The sequence below is a fragment of the Halogeometricum sp. S3BR5-2 genome (assembly GCF_031624635.1).
Classification (GTDB): Archaea; Halobacteriota; Halobacteria; order Halobacteriales; family Haloferacaceae; genus Halogeometricum; species Halogeometricum luteum.
This window is the reverse complement of record NZ_JAMQOQ010000002.1, coordinates 420,737-436,505: the sequence shown is the minus strand read 5'-3', so window position 1 is coordinate 436,505 and position 15,769 is coordinate 420,737. Positions and strand designations below refer to the sequence as shown.

Below are 15,769 nucleotides of genomic sequence, written 5' to 3'. Positions count from 1 at the left end.
GCGAAGTCGACCCCCGACGACCCGTTCTAATCGTCCGTCGCAGGCGCCGCACGCGTCCGGTCGACGACGCCGTTCCGCCACGTCCCGCGCGTGAACCAGAGGCCCGCGAGGACGGCGGCGGCGACGTTCGAGAACGCCGTTGCGTACCAGATGCCGTTCACGCCGAGGCCCGTCCACTCGACCAGCGCGTAGGCGGGCGGGATGCGGAGCACCCACAGCGACAGGAGCGAGAACGCCATCGCCGTGCGGGTCGAACCGCTTCCCCGGAAGCCGCCGGAGACGACCCTGAAGATACCGAGGAAGGCGAACGACGGCGCGATGATCCTGAGATAGTCGACGCCGATGGCGACCACGTTCGGTTCGCCGGGGATGAACACCGCGACGATGGGCCCGGCGAAGGCGTACGCGAGGACGCTCACGCCGGCGAGGGCGGCGGTGATGAGTCCGACGCCGAGGTGGACCGCGCGCTCCGAGCGCTCGGGTTTGCCCGCGCCGAGGTTCTGTCCGACCACCGTCTCGACGCCCTGTTGGAGGCCGATAGCGGGTAGGAACACCAGCGAGTTCAGGCGGTTCCCGATACCGAAGGCGGCCACCGTCGCGGAGGTGTCGACGCCGGCCACCGTCGCGCCCGCGTAGGCGACGAGAGCCGTGAGGGCCGTCACCCCGAGCGCCCGCGTCGACTGCTCGACGCTCGTCGGCGCGCCGATGCGGACGATTTTCTTCACCGTCTCGGCCTTGAGCAGCAGGTCCTCCTTCGAGAGGTGGATGCCGACGCGTCCGGAGAACAGCAGTCCGAAGCCGAGGAGGGCGCCCACGCCGCGGGAGAACACGGTGGCGACGGCGGCGCCCTGCACGCCGAGGCCGGCGAACCCCGTCGCCGCGTACAGCGACGACTGGAGGCCCTCCAGACCGACCATCCCGAAGAGGGGGTTGCCCTGGAACCCGAGGATGAGGAACGGGTCGAGGACGACGTTGAGGACGACGCCGAACGCCATGAGATACATCGGCGTCCGGGTGTCGCCCCACCCGCGCAGCAGCGCTTGAAAGATGAAGAAGCCGAACATGAAGTAGACGCCGAGGAAGATGGTGCGCGTGTACGTCACGGCCAGGGAGTGCACCTCGGTGCCGGGCGTCGTGCCGATGAGGGGCAGGAGCGAGGGCGCGAGGAGGTAGCCCAGCGCGGAGAACAGGACGGAGAGGAGGGTGACGAACGCGATGGTCTGACCCGCGACGTGGTCGACCCTGTCGTCGCGGCCCGCGCCCTTGTTCTGCGCGACGAGGACGGTACCGGCGACGGTGAAGCCGCCGCCGATGGATATCATCAAGAAGACGATGGGCCAGGCGAAGGAGAGCGCCGAGACGGCGCTCTCGCCGACGCGGCCGACCCAGAACGTATCGGCCAGGTTGTAGCACACCTGCATCAACTGCGAGAGGACGATGGGAAGCGAGAGCACGAGGAGGGGTTTCAGCATCCCGCCCTCGGTGAGGGTCACGTCGCGCGAACTCACTCCGTTTCGCCCTCCTCGTCCGATTCGTCCGGCGCGGCGAGCAGCGACGAGAGCACGAACTCGTCCAACGCGGCCGCCACCTCGGCGGGCGCCTCGTCGGCGCCGACGGTCACGCGTTCGCTCCGCGCGCCGTCGAGGGCGTCGAAGACGAGACGCGCCGTCCGGTCGGGGTCCACCTCGCGGAAGACGCCTTCCTCGATGCCGTCCCGGACGACGTCCGCGATGCGCGAGCGGATGACTTCCTCGTTCGTCCGCAACTGCTCGCGGTAGGCGTCCTCGTAGGGGGCCCGCATCCGGAGTTCCATGATGGCGAGGCCGAAGCGGTCGTAGTCGTCCGCGCCGTCCTCGTCGGGGACCATCCGCGAGACGAAGCCGCGGAGTCGCTCCTCGGGGCTCTCGTCCTCGGTGTCCTCGAACCGCTCTTCGAACCGCTCGATGAGGTAGCGGAGGAAGGCGACCAAGAGGTCCTGTTTCGTGTCGTAGTGGTAGTGCAGGAGCGACGTGCTCTTGTCCGCCTCGTCGGCGATGTCCTGCATCGTCAGGGAGGCGAACCCGTTGGCGCAGAGCGCCCGGTACGTCGCCTCCATCATCGTCTCGTGTACGTCGGCGGGTACCGACGCTTCTACTCGTTCGCTCACTAACTGATTAGTCAGTCAGTATCGGCAAAAGGGGTTTCGGTTCGCTCCGACAAGTAGACAATCGTGAACGAATCGGCGGAGAGTCGGGCGGTCGCCTTGTCGTCAGTCGTCGGCGACGGCCGAGGGGGTGTCCGCGTCCGCGCGGTCGGCGATGCGGTCGGCGCACTCGTAGCCGGCGACGATGCCGCCGTTCAGGGAGCGTTCGGGGTACTGCGCCGCCGAGGCCATCCCCGCGTAGTAGACGCCGTCGGCCACGTCCTCGGCGAGGTCGTAGGGGACGACCATGTCGAGGTAGCCGCGTTCGTAGATGGGGCCGGCGCGCGGGTTGCGCGAGATGCGGAACTCCTCGACGGTCGAGTCGGCGTCGAACCCCGGGAACATCGACTCTATCTCGTCGAACCAGAGGTCCTCCACCTCCTCGTCCGTCATCTGCCAGAGGTCCTCCTCCGGTCCTTGGACGTAACTCGCGACGTACATCAGGTGCTGGCCGCCGTAGCGCTCCTTCGGGACGAAGTTGGTGTGCTCGATGAGCGACCCGAACGGCGCGTCGTGGGCGACGTTGAGCCAGTAGGTGTCCATCACCGACTCGTTCATCGTGGCGAGGCCGCACACCGCGCCCTGGAACTCGATGTCGCACTCGTAACCGGTGAGGTCCTCCAGCACGTTCGGCATCGCGGCGACGACCACCGAGTCCACGTCGTGCGTCTCGGTTCCGCCCTCCGTCTCGACGGTCATCGACCCGACGGACTCGCCCGCCGTCTCCATCTCGGTGACGCGCGCGCCCGTCGTGATGTTCTCGCGGCCCACCGCGTCGACGAGGGCGTCGAGAAGTGGGCGGAACCCGCCGTCGAAGTAACCCAGAATCTCGCCGCGCAACAGGTCGCGTTCCCCGCGGAAGCGGACGCGGCCGAGGAACCACGCGGCCGACACGTCGTGCTTTCGCTCCCCGAATTTGCCATCCAGAAGGGGGTCGACGAAGTTGTCGTAGACGCCCTGCGTGGTGTGCTCGACGACGAAATCGCGGATGGAGACGTTCTCGTACTCCGAGAGGTCGTCGTAGGCGTCGAAGTCCGGTCGCCCGCCGCGCACGTCGATGCCCTGCGTGAGCATCCCGAGACGGAACTTGTCGTAGACGCTCATGTGCGGGTAGGCGGCTATCTGCCACGCGGTGTCGAGGGGGTGGACGACGCCGTTGACGTAGTAGGCATTCTTGCCGACGCGCCACTCCAAGCGGTCGCCGAGACCCAGTTCCTCGGCGAGTTCGACGATGGTCTCCTCGGACTTCGAGAGGTGGTGGTAGAACTTCTCGATGTCGTCGCCGGCCGTCTCGTAGACGGCGGCGAGGCCGCCCACGTCCTCGGTAGCCTCGAACACCTGTACGTCGTGGCCGCGCTGTCGCAACCGATACGCTGCGGCGAGTCCCGCGATTCCGCCGCCGACGACACCTATCATGCACCCGGCTACGCGACCCCGTGGAAAATCCCTTCCGTTCGTCCGCGGACCGACGCGTCGCCCGCGGGGCGGACCGCTCGCAGAGCGCGTATTTCCCCGCTTCGCTACCTTTTTACCCGCTGTTGGGAAAGAAACGGTCCATGCGAACGGTCAGGGCACCCGCGACGAGTGCGAACCTCGGGAGCGGCTTCGACGTCTTCGGCGTCGCCCTCGACCGGCCCGCGGACGTGATTCGGGTCGAACGCGCCCCGCGCACGACCATCGACGTGACCGGCGTCGGCAGCCAGTACATCCCGACCGACCCCGAGAAGAACGTCGTCGGCGCCGTCGCCGACGCCCTCGACGCCCCGGCGCACATCGAGATAGACAAAGGCGTCAGGCCGTCCTCGGGGCTCGGGTCCTCGGCCGCCAGCGCCGCCGGCGCCGCCCTGGCACTGAACGCCCTCTACGAGCGAGGACACTCCCGGTCCGAACTCGTCCCCGTCGCCGCCGAGGGCGAGGCCGTCGTCTCCGGCGAGGCGCACGTCGACAACGTCGCCCCCGCCCTCCTCGGCGGGTTCACCGTCGCCCGCGGGGACGAGGTGACCACCGTGGAGACGGACATCTCCGTGGTCGCCTGCCTCCCCGAGATAGCCGTCTCGACGCGGGACGCCCGCCGCGTCGTCCCCGACCGGGCGGATATGAAGGACGTGGTCCACACCGTCGGGTCGGCGGCCACGCTGACCGTCGGGATGTGCCGTTCGGACCCCGAACTCGTCGGGAAGGGGATGGACGAGCGACTCGTCACGCCCGCGCGCTCGGAACTCATCACCGGCTACGCCGGCGTCCGCGAGGCGGCGCTGGACGCCGGCGCGACGGGCGTCACCGTCTCCGGGGCGGGGCCGTCCGTGCTCGCCGTCTGCGACCCCGAGAAACGGGGACGCGTCGCGGCCGCGATGCTCGACGGCTTCGAGGAGGCCGGCGTCGAGGCGCGGGCGTACAAGACGAGCGTCGGCGGCGGCGCGGACCTGTTCTGACGGCTCCCGTTCGTTCGCAGTCCCGTTCCATCGACCGGTCCGGCACCGTGCTCACCCCTCCCGCGCCCACCGCTCCCGTGCGCTCCGGCAACACGTATTCGAGTAGATATTTCACGGCATCCGACGTACGTTCGGGTATGAACCACGCACTCGTCGTCGTGACGCCCGGCGAACGCGGCCGCCGCCTCCTCCGCGAGGCGGGCGCGTACGCCGCCGGCACCGGCGCGGAACTCGTCCTCCTGACCGTCGTCCCCGAACGGGAGTTCGAGGAGAAGCGGCGCGCCGTCGCCGACATCGGCTCCCCGGACGCCGTCTACACGCTGGAACAGGCCGAGGAGTCGGCCGAACGCGGCGCGATGGGGCTGGCCGACGAGGAACTCGCCGGCCTCGACGTCGCCTACCGTCCCGTGGGAACCGTCGGCCGCGAGGCCGACGCCATCCTCGACGTCGCCCGAGCGGAGGGCGCCGACCACGTCTTCCTCGGCGGGCGGAAGCGCTCGCCCACCGGGAAGGCCCTGTTCGGCGACGTGGCGCAGACGGTGCTGCTCAGCTTCGACGGTCCCGTCACCGTCGTGATGGGCGAGGACGCGGCGGAGTCGGAGACGGCCGACGCGAACACGGTCGCGTAGGCGCCGCTGGACGGTCGGTGACGCACCGAAAGGGAGAGTTTTCCGACGCGCTCAGACGCCGCGACCCTGCAGTTTCTCCTCGTCGGGGAGCGTGGCGTTCGCCTCGCCCTTCATGCCCGACCCGATGTTCGAGGAGATCTCCGCGAGTCGCTCGGGGTCGTCCCAGTTGTTGACCGCCTCGACGACCGCCTGTCCCATCGCCTCCGGGTCCTGGGCGCCGAAGATACCGGACCCCACGAAGATGCCGTCGCACTCGTGGTGCATCATCAGGGCGGCGTCGGCGGGCGTGGCGATGCCGCCGGCGGCGAAGTTGACGACGGGGAGACGACCCATCTCGGCCGTCTCGTGGACGAGTTCGGCGGGCGCCTCGTGCTCGCGGGCCCACGACTCGCGCTCTTCGTGCGTCTTGCCTTCGAGTTCGCGGATGGCGCCCTTGATGTTGCGCTGGTGGTGGACGGCCTGGTTCACGTCGCCCGTGCCGGCCTCACCCTTCGTCCGAATCATCGCCGCGCCCTCGTCGATGCGGCGGAGCGCCTCGCCGAGGTTGCGCGCGCCGCAGACGAACGGCGCGGTGAAGTCGCGCTTGTCGATGTGGTAGCGCTCGTCGGCCGGGGTGAGAACCTCGCTCTCGTCGACCATGTCCACCCCGATGGACTCCAGAATCTGCGCCTCCTTCGTGTGGCCGATGCGCGATTTTCCCATCACGGGGATGGAGACGGCGTCGATTATCTCCTTCACGTCGGCGGGGTCGGCCATCCGGGCCACGCCGCCGCGCTTGCGGATGTCGGCCGGGACGGCTTCCAGCGCCATGACCGCCACCGCGCCCGCTTCCTCGGCGATCCGGGCCTGTTCGGCGTCGACGACGTCCATGATGACGCCGCCCTTCTGCATCTGCGCGAAGCCGCGCTTGACGAGGTCCGTCCCGCGACGGAGCTCTTCCAAATCGGTCTCTTCGGGCATGTTCGGAGGTTACGGGTCGACCTACTTAAGACCAACCAGTGTGCTCGACGGCGGGCGTGGCGAGGGTCGCGAGCGAGGTACGTATCCCGGCGGCCGGACGGCTCCGGCCCGCGATTTCCGAACGGACTTCCCCCGAACCGCCATCACTTTGTAGCGCTCGTCCCTGCCCGACGTATGGCCGCGTCCACCGGGCTCCGCCGCCTGTTCGACGGCGACGGACTCCCGCCCGCAGACCGACTCCCGCGGTGGCTCGCACCCCTGCCCGAACGGGTGGAGAACGCGGGACTCTCCCTCGCCTGGGTCGTCGTCGCCACGAACCTCCTCGGCACCGCGTTCGGCTTCTGGTACTACGGCTTCCATCCCCTCCCGCTGTCGGACCCGCTGATAACGTGGCAGTTCGCGAACGAACCGGTCGTGATGTGGCCGTTCGTCCCGGACAGCCCCGTGGGAACGCTGTTCGCCGCCCTCGCGTTCGCGCTCTGGAAACTCGACAGGCAGAACGACTACGTCTGCGCGCTGGCCTTCTTCGGCTGTCTGAAACTCGGGCTGTGGACGCCGTTCGTCCTCGTGACGTTCTCGGAGGCGTTCCTCGCCGGGACGGTGCTCCCGATGTACCTCTTTCTCGTCTTCAGCCACCTCGCCATGGCGGTCCAGGCGTTCGTCCTGCACCGCATCACCGATTTCCCCGTCCGCGCCGTCGCCGTCGCCGTCGTCTGGTACGGACTCAACGACGTGGTCGACTACTTCGTCCCCGTCGTCGGCGACCCGCACCACACGTCGCTGCCGCTGGCCGACAGCGTCCCGTTCGCGGGGACGACCGTCCTCCAAGTCGCCGCCGCGGGGGCGGTCACGCTGACGCTGGCCGCGACGTTCCTCGCGCTCTCGACGCGCGTGAAGAAACTGGAACTCCGCTCGGGCCGGGTCTGAGGCGGCGCGCGGCGACGTCGAGGGGACGAGGCGGCCGGGTCGCCGCTCAGCGGTCGCCCTCGGACCGCGACAGCAGCGTCCGCCGGAGGACGGCGTCGGCCCCGCGGCGAACCCGTTCGGAGGCCGCCTGCTGGCTGATTTCGAGTTCTTCGGCCACCTCCGACAGCGTCACCCGTCGGGGAACCTCGAAGTATCCGGCCTCGACGGCCAGACGGAGCGCCTCGGACTGCTTGGACGTGAGGTCGAAGCCGTACTCCGAGGCGTGCTCCGCGTCGAGCGTGGTGATTCGTTCGACGTGCAGGTCGACGCCGCGTTCCCGGCAGTCCTCGTGGAACGCCGTGAGGTCGCGGTGGTCGGGAAAACGGACGCGGAACGACCACGTCCGACCCCCCGACGCTTCGAGGACGGTGGCGTCGTGGGCGGCGATGGCCGCCGTCAGACTCGGCGCCGTCTCCGTCCAGCGAACGCGGTAGAGCGCCCGCCCGTCGACGCGCGCGAGCAGTCGCAACTCCTCGACCGCGTCGCTCTCGCGCACCGAGCGCTCGAACGCCTCGAACTCCGTCCCGAAGGCCCAGAAGAACGGCATCGCGCACCCGGCCGTCGGGACGACGCGTTCGAGTTCGACGTGCGTCTCGGCACCGCCCTGCGTCGCCCGCCCGAGGGCGAAATCGTCGGCGTCGACGAGGAAGTGAACGATGACTACCATGGTTAGGAGACGTCGGGTATGCACTTTAGTAGCATGACTGAACAAGCACCGGATTGAGAATAGTAAGAGTTAGTTATTTTCCTGTATTCCTGACGGTGTCGCGGCGGAGGGCGCCGCCGTATCGGCTCCGAGCGGGAGAGAGCACAAATGTCGGGAGCAGACGACCGGAGGCCCGAGCGCGACTCCGACCGAGTCGACGAACGATTCGAGGCGTTGTCGAACGCCTCGCGGAGACGAATCCTCCTCGAACTCCTCGACCGGGAGCCGCTCCGAATCGACGCGGACCTCCTCGGCGACGACGCCCCGCCGGGCCTCCGGGCGGAGTTGTACCACGTTCACCTGCCGAAACTCCGCGCGGCGGGGTTCATCGAGTGGGACAGAGAGGAGGGCCTCGTCCGCCGGGGCGGGCGGTTCGACGCGCTCGTTCCCCTATTGCGGTTCGTTCGCGACGACCGGGACGACCGCTCGGGGCAGTAGCGGACGCGCGGAGGCGGTCCGTCGGACCGCCCGGCCGCGTAATATACAAGGCGAACAGTGAATATCCAAACCGTCCTCTTCGAGGATAGATTGTCTCTTTTCAACGACGGGAGGGCGGCCGACGGCGTCTCTACGGAGTTCTCTGCCGGGCGACGGCGAGCAGCGCGGGACGCAGAAGGCAGTCCGGCGAAGGAATCGGGCGAGCGCCGATGAGCGGCCTCTACGACGCCGTCTCCGGGCTTCCGCTGCGCATCGTCGACACGGCGCGGACGCGGCGCGGACGCGACACGTCGAGCGGGTTCCGCCGCGCGACGACGACGTTTCACCTGCGGGGCGACGGCGTCTCCGGCCGCGGCGAGGACGTCACGTACGACACCGAGGACCACAAAGCGTTGGAGAGCGCCCCCGCGTTCGACCTCAGGGGGCGGTACGACTCGTTCGCCGCCTTCTCGGAGTATCTCGACGACGTCGACCTCTTCCCGCGGACACCGCCGACCCGCGAGACGGCCCGCCACTACCGACGGTGGGCGCTCGAATCCGCGGCGCTGGACCTCGCGCTGAAGCAGAACGACCGCTCGCTCGGGGAGGCCGTGGGCCGGACGCCGAGTCCCCTCCGGTTCGTCGTCTCGACCCGATTGGGCGACCCGCCGACGACCGACCGGGTGGAGGAACTGCTCGGCGCCGACCCCGAGGCGGAGTTCAAACTCGACCCGACGACCGACTGGACCGACGAACTCGTCGACTCGCTCGCCGGAACGGGCGCCGTCCGCATCGTCGACCTGAAGGGCCACTACGAGGGCACCGACGTGGACCAGGCGCCCGACCCCGACCTGTACGAGCGAGTGCTGCGGGGCTTTCCGGACGCGGTGGTCGAGGACCCGGCGCTCACCGGGGAGACGCGACCCCTCTTCGACGGCGAGGAGGACCGCGTCTCGTGGGACGCGCCGATAACGGGGGTAGACTCGGTGCGGGAACTCCCGTTCGAGCCCTCGTGGCTGAACGTCAAACCCTCGCGGTTCGGCACGGTGGAGTCGCTGTTCGAGACCATCGAGTACGCAGAGTCGAACGGTATCTCGCTGTACGGCGGCGGCCAGTTCGAGTTGGACGTCGGCCGCGACCACGTCCAACTGCTCGCGTCGCTGTTCTACCCGGACGGCCCGAACGACGTTGCGCCGGGCGCGTACAACGACCCCGCGTTGGCCGAGGGCCTCCCGACGAGTCCGCTCGACGCCCCGACGAACTCGGCGGGTCTCGACTGGGACTGAGTAAAAACTAGAACTCCCCGCCCGTGCGGGAGAGTTCGTCGGCGTCGGCGCCGGCGTGCGACCGGACCCACAACTCGCCGATGCGCGAGAGGCGCGTGCGATACGACTTGCCGTGCTCCTCCTGTTCGATGTAGCCCTTCCCGCCGGGACCCAACCTGTCGACGTTGTAGATGACCTTCGAGCGGAACGAGTCGGTGTACTCCTCGTTCATGTCGCGTGCGAGCGTCTCGGCCAACTCGGAGACGGACTCGAACTCGCCGTACTCGCCCAACTCGAACAGGATTATCTCCTCGAACGGCTTGACGTTCGAGAAGGAGGCGACGGGCAACTCGACGATGTGCTCGTCGCCGATGCGCTTGGCGCCGATGGTCGTCCCGCGTTCGTCGAACTCCTCGAGTAGATCGGAGGCCGTCTCGAACCGCTCGCGGACGCGTTCGTCGTCCAACTCCTCGCCGTCCAGCAGGTCGCCGAGCAGGTCGCGCGCCTCGCGCACCTCCTCGGCCAACTCGGTCTCCAGGTACTTCTCGGGGGCCGTGTAGTAGGTGTGGATGCGCTCTCTGTCCTCCTGTCGCTCGACCATCACCGAGTGGGCCGCGGTGGCGAACGCGAAGGAGACGGGCCGGGGCATCGCCGAGACGTTCACCCACACCTCCGCGTCCTCTCCTCTATCGAGTTGGGTGTTGATGAGGTCGTACGCCTGCTCGAACGCCGTGTCGTAGTCGTACACGTCCGCGATGACGACGCGTTCGGTGTGGGCGCCGAGGAGGTTCCGGAAGTCCTTCTCCAACTTCTGCGAGAGGTTCTGCGAGTACTCCACGTTCGCCTCGCTTCCCACTGCCCCCTCCAACAGGATGACGCGGTCGACGTCCAACTGGTCGCGTATCAGAGGCGCGATGAGTCGGTCGTAGTCGAACCCGACCGGGACGATGTGCGTCTGCATGGGTGATAGGTCGCTCTCGCGGCTATAAAAGACACCAGATGGCGTCTCGGGGGGACGAGCGGCGAGGCGTCGGAACGTCGGGTCGTCAGGGAATCGCGTTCCCGCCCACCGTCACGTTCAGTTTGTCGACGGTCGAGGAGTTGACCGAGTCGCTGGCGACGACCGTCGCGTTCGACTGCGCCGGGAGGGAGACGACGGCTCTCGTCTGCCCGGGGTGGACGGTCGTCGTGAGGAACGTTCGACCGGACTCGTCGACGACGGAGATGGTCGTCACGTCTTCGACGGCCGGGGTCGACTTCAGGGTGATAGCCGTCCGGACGCCCGTCCCGGACCACGACTCGGTGGCCGAGACGGATTCGAAGACGGCCGACCCCTCGGTGTCCGCTTCGACGGTCGGACCGACGGTGAGACACCCGCCGAACGCGAGCGCCGACACCACGAGCAACGCGACGAGCGAGCGGCGGATGCGGGGCACACGGTCCCCTCGTCGGCGACGGGAAAAAGCGTTCTCGCCGAGCGCTGCCCACGGGGTTAACTGACCGCGGTGGGTGAATCCGAGTATGGCGAACCGCGACCCACCGGAGTGGGAGTACAGAGCCATCGAACCGCCGAAGGGGCTGACCAAGCGGGAGTCCGTCAACCCGACCGAGCGACTCAACGAACTCGGGTCGGAGGGCTGGGAGTTCACCGGTACCATCGAGTACGACAAGGGCGGGACGAAGTTCATCGTGTTCAAGCGCCCGGTCCGCGATGAGTGACGACGGCGACCTCTCGACGTCGAACAGACTCCGCGAACGCACCGACGTGAACAAGTACCTGTTCTGGGTGCTCCTCGGCGTGAACCGCCGGGTCATCGTCGGCGCGTTGGCCCTCGTCGTCTTCGTCGCGTTCGTGGGGTCGGGGATTCTCAAACCGGTGTCGCTGCGGGTGACGATGGAGCGAAGCGACATGGTCGAGACGCTGTTCTCGGGGCTCGTCGGCGCCATCATCACCAGCACGACGCTCGTCGTCTCGATAAACCAACTCGTGCTCTCCCAGGAGATCGGGTCGCTCGGCACGCAGCGCAACCGGATGGACGTGACGATGGACTTCTATCAGAACACGGACAGCCTGCTCGGGAAGACCACGCCGTCGGACCCGGCGGTGCTCCTTGCGGAGGTCGTCGAGGTGTGCGTGGGGCGGGCGCGCTCGCTCCGCGACGCCGTCGCCGGAAACGACAGCGACGAGTTCCGCGGGAAGGTCGAGACGTACGTCGCGGACCTCGAAGAGAACGCCGACACGGCGATGTCCGAACTCGAAGACTCCGACTTCGGGACGTTCAACGTCGTCTCGCCCGCCCTCGATTTCAACTACGCCCGCAAGATGTACCACGCGCGGCGTCTCGGCGAGCAGTACGAGTCGGAGATGAGCGACGACGAGCGGAGCGCGCTCAGAGACGTGCTGGAGGCGGTCACGATGTACGGTCCCATCCGGGAGTACGTGAAGGTGCTGTACCTCCAGTGGGCGCTGGTGAAGCTCTCGCGGGCGATTCTGTACGCCTCGGTCCCCGCCCTGGTCGTCGCCGGCGCCATCGTCGTCTTCGTCGACCCGAACACGTTCACCGGGACGATACTGGGGCTCGAGACCGTTCTCTGGGTCGTTAGCGCCGGGTTCACGATATCGGTGCTTCCCTTCCTCGTGTTCATCGCCTACGTGCTCCGACTGGCGACGCTGGCCAAGCAGACGCTGACGGTCGGGTCGCTCATCCTCTCCTGAGCGAGCGCGGGCGGGTCTCGGATTTTCCACCCGTCACTCGAAGACGCTCACGTCGAGGTGTCTCCCGCCCCGGAGGTAGTCCGCGCCGATGAACAGCAGCGGCAGCCCCGCGAGACCGGTGGCGACCGCTAAAAACAGCTCTTCGCCGGTCCCCCCTGCGGCCGTCTCCGCCGCGTTCAGGAGCATCGAGACGCCGAGTGCGACGTCCGCGACGCCCGCGAAGAGATACCACGGAAGCGTCCGACCGCCGAGCGACAGCGACGGGACGAGGCCGGCGACGGCGAAGCCGCACCCCGCGACGAACAGACAGCCGACGACGAGGGAGAACAGGAGCGTGTGCGGCGGCGCGACGGCGACGAACAGGAGGGACCCCGGAAGGAAGAGGAGCGCGGGGAGGAGGAGCAGGCGACGACGTTTCATACCGGTCGGTCGGTTGAGAGGAACCTAAACGCACCGACCTCGCGGAAGCGCCGCGACGTCTGCGGCGCCGGTTACAGCGCCGACAGCACCTCGTCGGTCGTCCGCACGTCCGCGAACTCTCGATAGAGGTGCGCCAGCGCGGACCGGTGCGTCTCGTCGGCCGAGAAGCGTTCGCCGTCCGGTCCCTCGCGTTCGTGCGCCGCGGTGGCGTCGGAGACGACGGTGGCGTCGAACCCGAGGTTCTCCGCCATCCGCGTGGTGGTGGAGACGCAGTGGTCGGTGGTGAGGCCGATCAGTACGAGAGAGTCGTGACCGCGGTCGCGGAGCCACGACTCCAACTCGGTGCCGACGAACGCCGAGTTGACCTCCTTCGTGAACACCGGTTCGCCCTCCCGCGGTTCGGTCTCCGGTTTCCACGCGAACCCCGGCCGCTCCGGGCGGAGCGGAGAGTCCGGTTCGGTCGAACTGTGCCGGACGTGGACGAGGGGGAAGCCGTTCTCGCGCCACGCCGAGAGCAGTCGGGCGGCGTTCGCCTCGGCGTCCGGGGTGCTGCGCTCGCCGTGTACCGGGTCGTCGAGACCCGTCTGGAGGTCGACGAGGAGGAGGACCGGGGGCGATTCCTCAGTCATCGGCCGCCCTCGTCTCCGGCGTCGGCGCCGACCGCGGCGGCGCGGCCTTCGGGTGCTCGCGGGTGACGACGATGGGGCACTCGTCGGGGGAGTCCTCGGGGTCCTCCCGGAAGAGGTACTGCGGCCACTCCCTGTCGCCGTCTACGCCCCAGTCGCCCAGGTCGGCGTGCGGGCAGACGCCGTCGTACTCCGCCATGCGCGACTGGATGGTCTCGCGGGCCTGCCGTCCGGCCTCGGTGTCGGCCGTGATACCGTCGAACAGCGACCGGGGCTGGAACGTGATTTCGAGGCCGACCGGGCAGTATCGGCTCCGTCGCTCCTCGTAGAACGGCGCGCGGCAGGTGGGGAACATCGGCTCGCCGCCGAAGCAGAACTCCCACTCGGGGTCGTCGGGGTCGGTCGGGATGTCCGCGGGCCACGGGTCGGGGTCGTGGACGTGGAGGAACTGCAGCAGGTGCCATAGCGCCTCGTGGTAGTCGCCCTCCGAGAACTCCCGTTCGGGCGGGCGGAAGAACGTCACGAACGACGTCCGGCCCGGCATCTCGCGGTAGACGTCCAGATATTCCAGCAGGGCGTCGCGGAAGGAGAGGAGCGCCTCCTTCTCGGTCAGCGAGGGGACGGCGGCGTACAGCGGTTCGCCGTCGCGGACGGAGTTCGCGCCGAAGTAGCACGGGAAGGGCGTGCCGTCCCGTTCGCCGAGGAGGGCGTCGGTGAACGTCTCGAAGTGCCGGACCGCCCAGTCGGGTAGCTCTCCCGCCTCGACGCGGGCGGCCATCGTCTCCTGGTCGACGAGTGCTTGTACGCCCGGTTCGTTCATGGTCGAGGGTTCGTCCGGACGAACATGAGCGCTTCGGAAGTGAGAGAATCGGTACGCGACGGTGCGCGCGCCGACCGAACGGAAATCGTCAGCGGCGGTCGGTGCGGGTTTCGGAAGATTGGACGGTTCAGTCGGCGCGACTGCCGACGGCGAACGTCCCGGCGTCCTCCTCGGCCGCCGCGGGCGTCAGAAGCGAGACGCCGACGGTGAGGGCGGCGGAGAGCGCCATCCCCCAGAGCGCGAAGTCCCAGCCGAGGTATGTCGGGGCGAACAGCGTCGCGCCGCCGACGGTCACGGGCGGGAGGAAGACGTGCAGGAGGTAGAACGACTGCGCGCCGCCGATACCGGCGTACATCCCGAGCTTCGTCGTCCGGGGCCAGTACAGCGCCACCATCACCGGCAGCGCCATCTGCGCGAACCCGCCGAAGGCGGTGTCGCCCACCTCGACGAGCGTCCCCGGCCGGAAGAGGCTAGCGACGAACGTGAGGACGGCGAACGCCGCGACGCCGACGCGGGCGACCCAGCCCTCGCGTTCGTCGGACGCCGTCGGGTTGACGAACGGCCGGTAGAGGTCGCGGGTGAGGTACGACGACCCCGACAGCAGCATCGAGTCCGAGGAGGACATCATCGCGGCCATCGCGCCCGCGACGACGAGGGCGGCGAACCAGACGGGCGTGTACTCGTTGAGGAGGGCGGGGATGACGTTCGACCCCTCGGCCACCTCGACGCCCAGTCCGGCCGCCCACGCCCCGAGGAGGAACGCGGGGACGAAGAGGAGGACGACGAGGACGGGCCAGAGCGCGAACGACCGCTTCAGTACGCGCGCGTCCTTCGCCATGAAGAACCGCTGGTTTATCTGCGGGAACATCACGACGCCGAAGGCGATGGTGACAGCCGTCGAGATGACGTACTCGGGCGTGTAGAGGCCGCCGCCGAGTGCGAGCGCTTCGGGCGTGTTCTCGGCCATGCCCGCCGAGATGGTCGAGAGGCCGCCGGCCGCGGAGACGACCCACGCGACGGCCACCCAGACGATGGAGAGCATGAACAGTCCCTGTATCGTGTCCGTCCACGCGACGCCGCGGAGGCCCGCGAGGCCGACGTACAGTATCATGAAGAGGGTGATGAGAGCCGCGCCCGCCCAGTAGGGGACGGCGCCCTCGGTGAGTCCGACGATGGCCTCGCCGGCGCCCATCTGCTGGAGCATCACGTACGGGAACAGCCAGAAGAGGCTGAACGCGGCGACGACGGCGCGGAGTCGTTTCGACCCGAAGCGGTCCCCGAGCATCTCGCCGAGCGTGACGTACCCGCGCGCGCGTCCGATGAGCCACTGCCGGTAGCCGACGACGTACCACAGGAGGGCGAACAGGATACCGTCCATCAGCCCCATCACGAGTATCCACTCGGGGCCGGCCGAGTAGGCGACGTTGGGACCGCCGAAGAACGTGAACGCCGACAGCAGCGTCGCGAACGTCGTGAACAGGAGGACGACGGTACCTAAGGACCGGCTGGCGAGGTAGTAGTCCTCGGCGTCCCGACTCGTCAGGCGGTAGGCGAGGAAGCCGACGAGGAGCGAGACGACGAGGTAGGCGCCGACGACGCCCGTCTGGACGAGGAGGTCGGAAGCGACCAT

Annotated in this window: 18 protein-coding genes; 7 read left to right on the top strand and 11 right to left on the bottom strand. The window is 68.6% G+C overall.

The window, feature by feature from the left end; genetic code table 11:
* Positions 1-26 precede the first annotated feature (26 nt).
* The 3 genes from NDI79_RS08690 to NDI79_RS08680 form a co-directional block, all read right to left on the bottom strand.
* Entirely contained in the window at positions 27-1,472 is a 1,446-nt protein-coding gene (locus NDI79_RS08690) for an MATE family efflux transporter (protein WP_310928712.1), read from the bottom strand.
* A gap of 32 nt (positions 1,473-1,504) precedes the next feature.
* Complete coding sequence (locus NDI79_RS08685; protein ID WP_310928711.1) at positions 1,505-2,098, bottom strand: TetR/AcrR family transcriptional regulator; 594 nt, start codon at positions 2,096-2,098, stop codon at positions 1,505-1,507.
* Between the two features lie 150 nt (positions 2,099-2,248).
* The gene (locus NDI79_RS08680) at positions 2,249-3,598 is read right to left on the bottom strand and encodes an NAD(P)/FAD-dependent oxidoreductase (protein WP_310928082.1); all 1,350 of its coding nucleotides are present in this window, start codon (positions 3,596-3,598) and stop codon (positions 2,249-2,251) included.
* A gap of 140 nt (positions 3,599-3,738) precedes the next feature.
* Between NDI79_RS08680 and NDI79_RS08675 the strand changes: the two genes are divergently transcribed.
* On the top strand, positions 3,739-4,614 hold the full coding sequence (locus NDI79_RS08675) for a homoserine kinase (RefSeq protein WP_310928081.1): 876 nt from the start codon (positions 3,739-3,741) through the stop codon (positions 4,612-4,614).
* Positions 4,615-4,751: 137 nt separating this feature from the next.
* The gene (locus NDI79_RS08670; protein WP_310928080.1) at positions 4,752-5,243 is read left to right on the top strand and encodes a universal stress protein; all 492 of its coding nucleotides are present in this window, start codon (positions 4,752-4,754) and stop codon (positions 5,241-5,243) included.
* Between the two features lie 51 nt (positions 5,244-5,294).
* Here the strand turns inward: NDI79_RS08670 and pdxS are convergent, their stop codons facing one another.
* Complete coding sequence (pdxS, locus tag NDI79_RS08665) at positions 5,295-6,203, bottom strand: pyridoxal 5'-phosphate synthase lyase subunit PdxS (RefSeq protein ID WP_310928079.1); 909 nt, start codon at positions 6,201-6,203, stop codon at positions 5,295-5,297.
* A 174-nt stretch (positions 6,204-6,377) separates the two neighbouring features.
* Here pdxS and NDI79_RS08660 point away from each other — a divergent pair, with 174 nt between their 5' ends.
* On the top strand, positions 6,378-7,130 hold the full coding sequence (locus NDI79_RS08660) for a DUF1405 domain-containing protein (RefSeq protein WP_310928078.1): 753 nt from the start codon (positions 6,378-6,380) through the stop codon (positions 7,128-7,130).
* 46 nt (positions 7,131-7,176) lie between these two features.
* Here NDI79_RS08660 and NDI79_RS08655 read toward each other — a convergent pair whose 3' ends face one another.
* Complete coding sequence (locus tag NDI79_RS08655; RefSeq protein WP_310928077.1) at positions 7,177-7,836, bottom strand: helix-turn-helix domain-containing protein; 660 nt, start codon at positions 7,834-7,836, stop codon at positions 7,177-7,179.
* A gap of 147 nt (positions 7,837-7,983) precedes the next feature.
* On the opposite strand from NDI79_RS08655, the gene NDI79_RS08650 reads away from it, so the two are divergent.
* The gene (locus NDI79_RS08650) at positions 7,984-8,313 is read left to right on the top strand and encodes a DUF7344 domain-containing protein (RefSeq protein ID WP_310928076.1); all 330 of its coding nucleotides are present in this window, start codon (positions 7,984-7,986) and stop codon (positions 8,311-8,313) included.
* Positions 8,314-8,522: 209 nt separating this feature from the next.
* Complete coding sequence (locus tag NDI79_RS08645) at positions 8,523-9,578, top strand: enolase-like domain-containing protein (protein WP_310928075.1); 1,056 nt, start codon at positions 8,523-8,525, stop codon at positions 9,576-9,578.
* A gap of 7 nt (positions 9,579-9,585) precedes the next feature.
* Here NDI79_RS08645 and NDI79_RS08640 read toward each other — a convergent pair whose 3' ends face one another.
* The gene (locus NDI79_RS08640) at positions 9,586-10,518 is read right to left on the bottom strand and encodes an HFX_2341 family transcriptional regulator (RefSeq protein WP_310928074.1); all 933 of its coding nucleotides are present in this window, start codon (positions 10,516-10,518) and stop codon (positions 9,586-9,588) included.
* A gap of 85 nt (positions 10,519-10,603) precedes the next feature.
* Positions 10,604-10,993: a hypothetical protein gene (locus NDI79_RS08635; protein ID WP_310928073.1), complete on the bottom strand. Its 390-nt coding sequence runs from the start codon at positions 10,991-10,993 to the stop codon at positions 10,604-10,606.
* 85 nt (positions 10,994-11,078) lie between these two features.
* Here NDI79_RS08635 and NDI79_RS08630 point away from each other — a divergent pair, with 85 nt between their 5' ends.
* Positions 11,079-11,276: a DUF4177 domain-containing protein gene (locus NDI79_RS08630; RefSeq protein WP_310928072.1), complete on the top strand. Its 198-nt coding sequence runs from the start codon at positions 11,079-11,081 to the stop codon at positions 11,274-11,276.
* On the top strand, positions 11,269-12,273 hold the full coding sequence (locus tag NDI79_RS08625) for a DUF7972 family membrane protein (RefSeq protein WP_310928071.1): 1,005 nt from the start codon (positions 11,269-11,271) through the stop codon (positions 12,271-12,273). Before NDI79_RS08630 ends, NDI79_RS08625 begins: the two co-directional genes overlap by 8 nt.
* A gap of 33 nt (positions 12,274-12,306) precedes the next feature.
* Here the strand turns inward: NDI79_RS08625 and NDI79_RS08620 are convergent, their stop codons facing one another.
* The 4 genes from NDI79_RS08620 to NDI79_RS08605 form a co-directional block, all read right to left on the bottom strand.
* Positions 12,307-12,693: a DUF7994 family protein gene (locus tag NDI79_RS08620; protein WP_310928070.1), complete on the bottom strand. Its 387-nt coding sequence runs from the start codon at positions 12,691-12,693 to the stop codon at positions 12,307-12,309.
* Positions 12,694-12,764: 71 nt separating this feature from the next.
* A complete protein-coding gene (locus tag NDI79_RS08615; protein ID WP_310928069.1) occupies positions 12,765-13,322 on the bottom strand; it encodes a cysteine hydrolase family protein in 558 nt (185 codons plus the stop codon).
* On the bottom strand, positions 13,315-14,139 hold the full coding sequence (locus NDI79_RS08610) for a YqcI/YcgG family protein (RefSeq protein ID WP_310928068.1): 825 nt from the start codon (positions 14,137-14,139) through the stop codon (positions 13,315-13,317). Before NDI79_RS08610 ends, NDI79_RS08615 begins: the two co-directional genes overlap by 8 nt.
* A 127-nt stretch (positions 14,140-14,266) precedes the next feature.
* A complete protein-coding gene (locus NDI79_RS08605) occupies positions 14,267-15,769 on the bottom strand; it encodes a sodium:solute symporter family protein (protein WP_310928067.1) in 1,503 nt (500 codons plus the stop codon).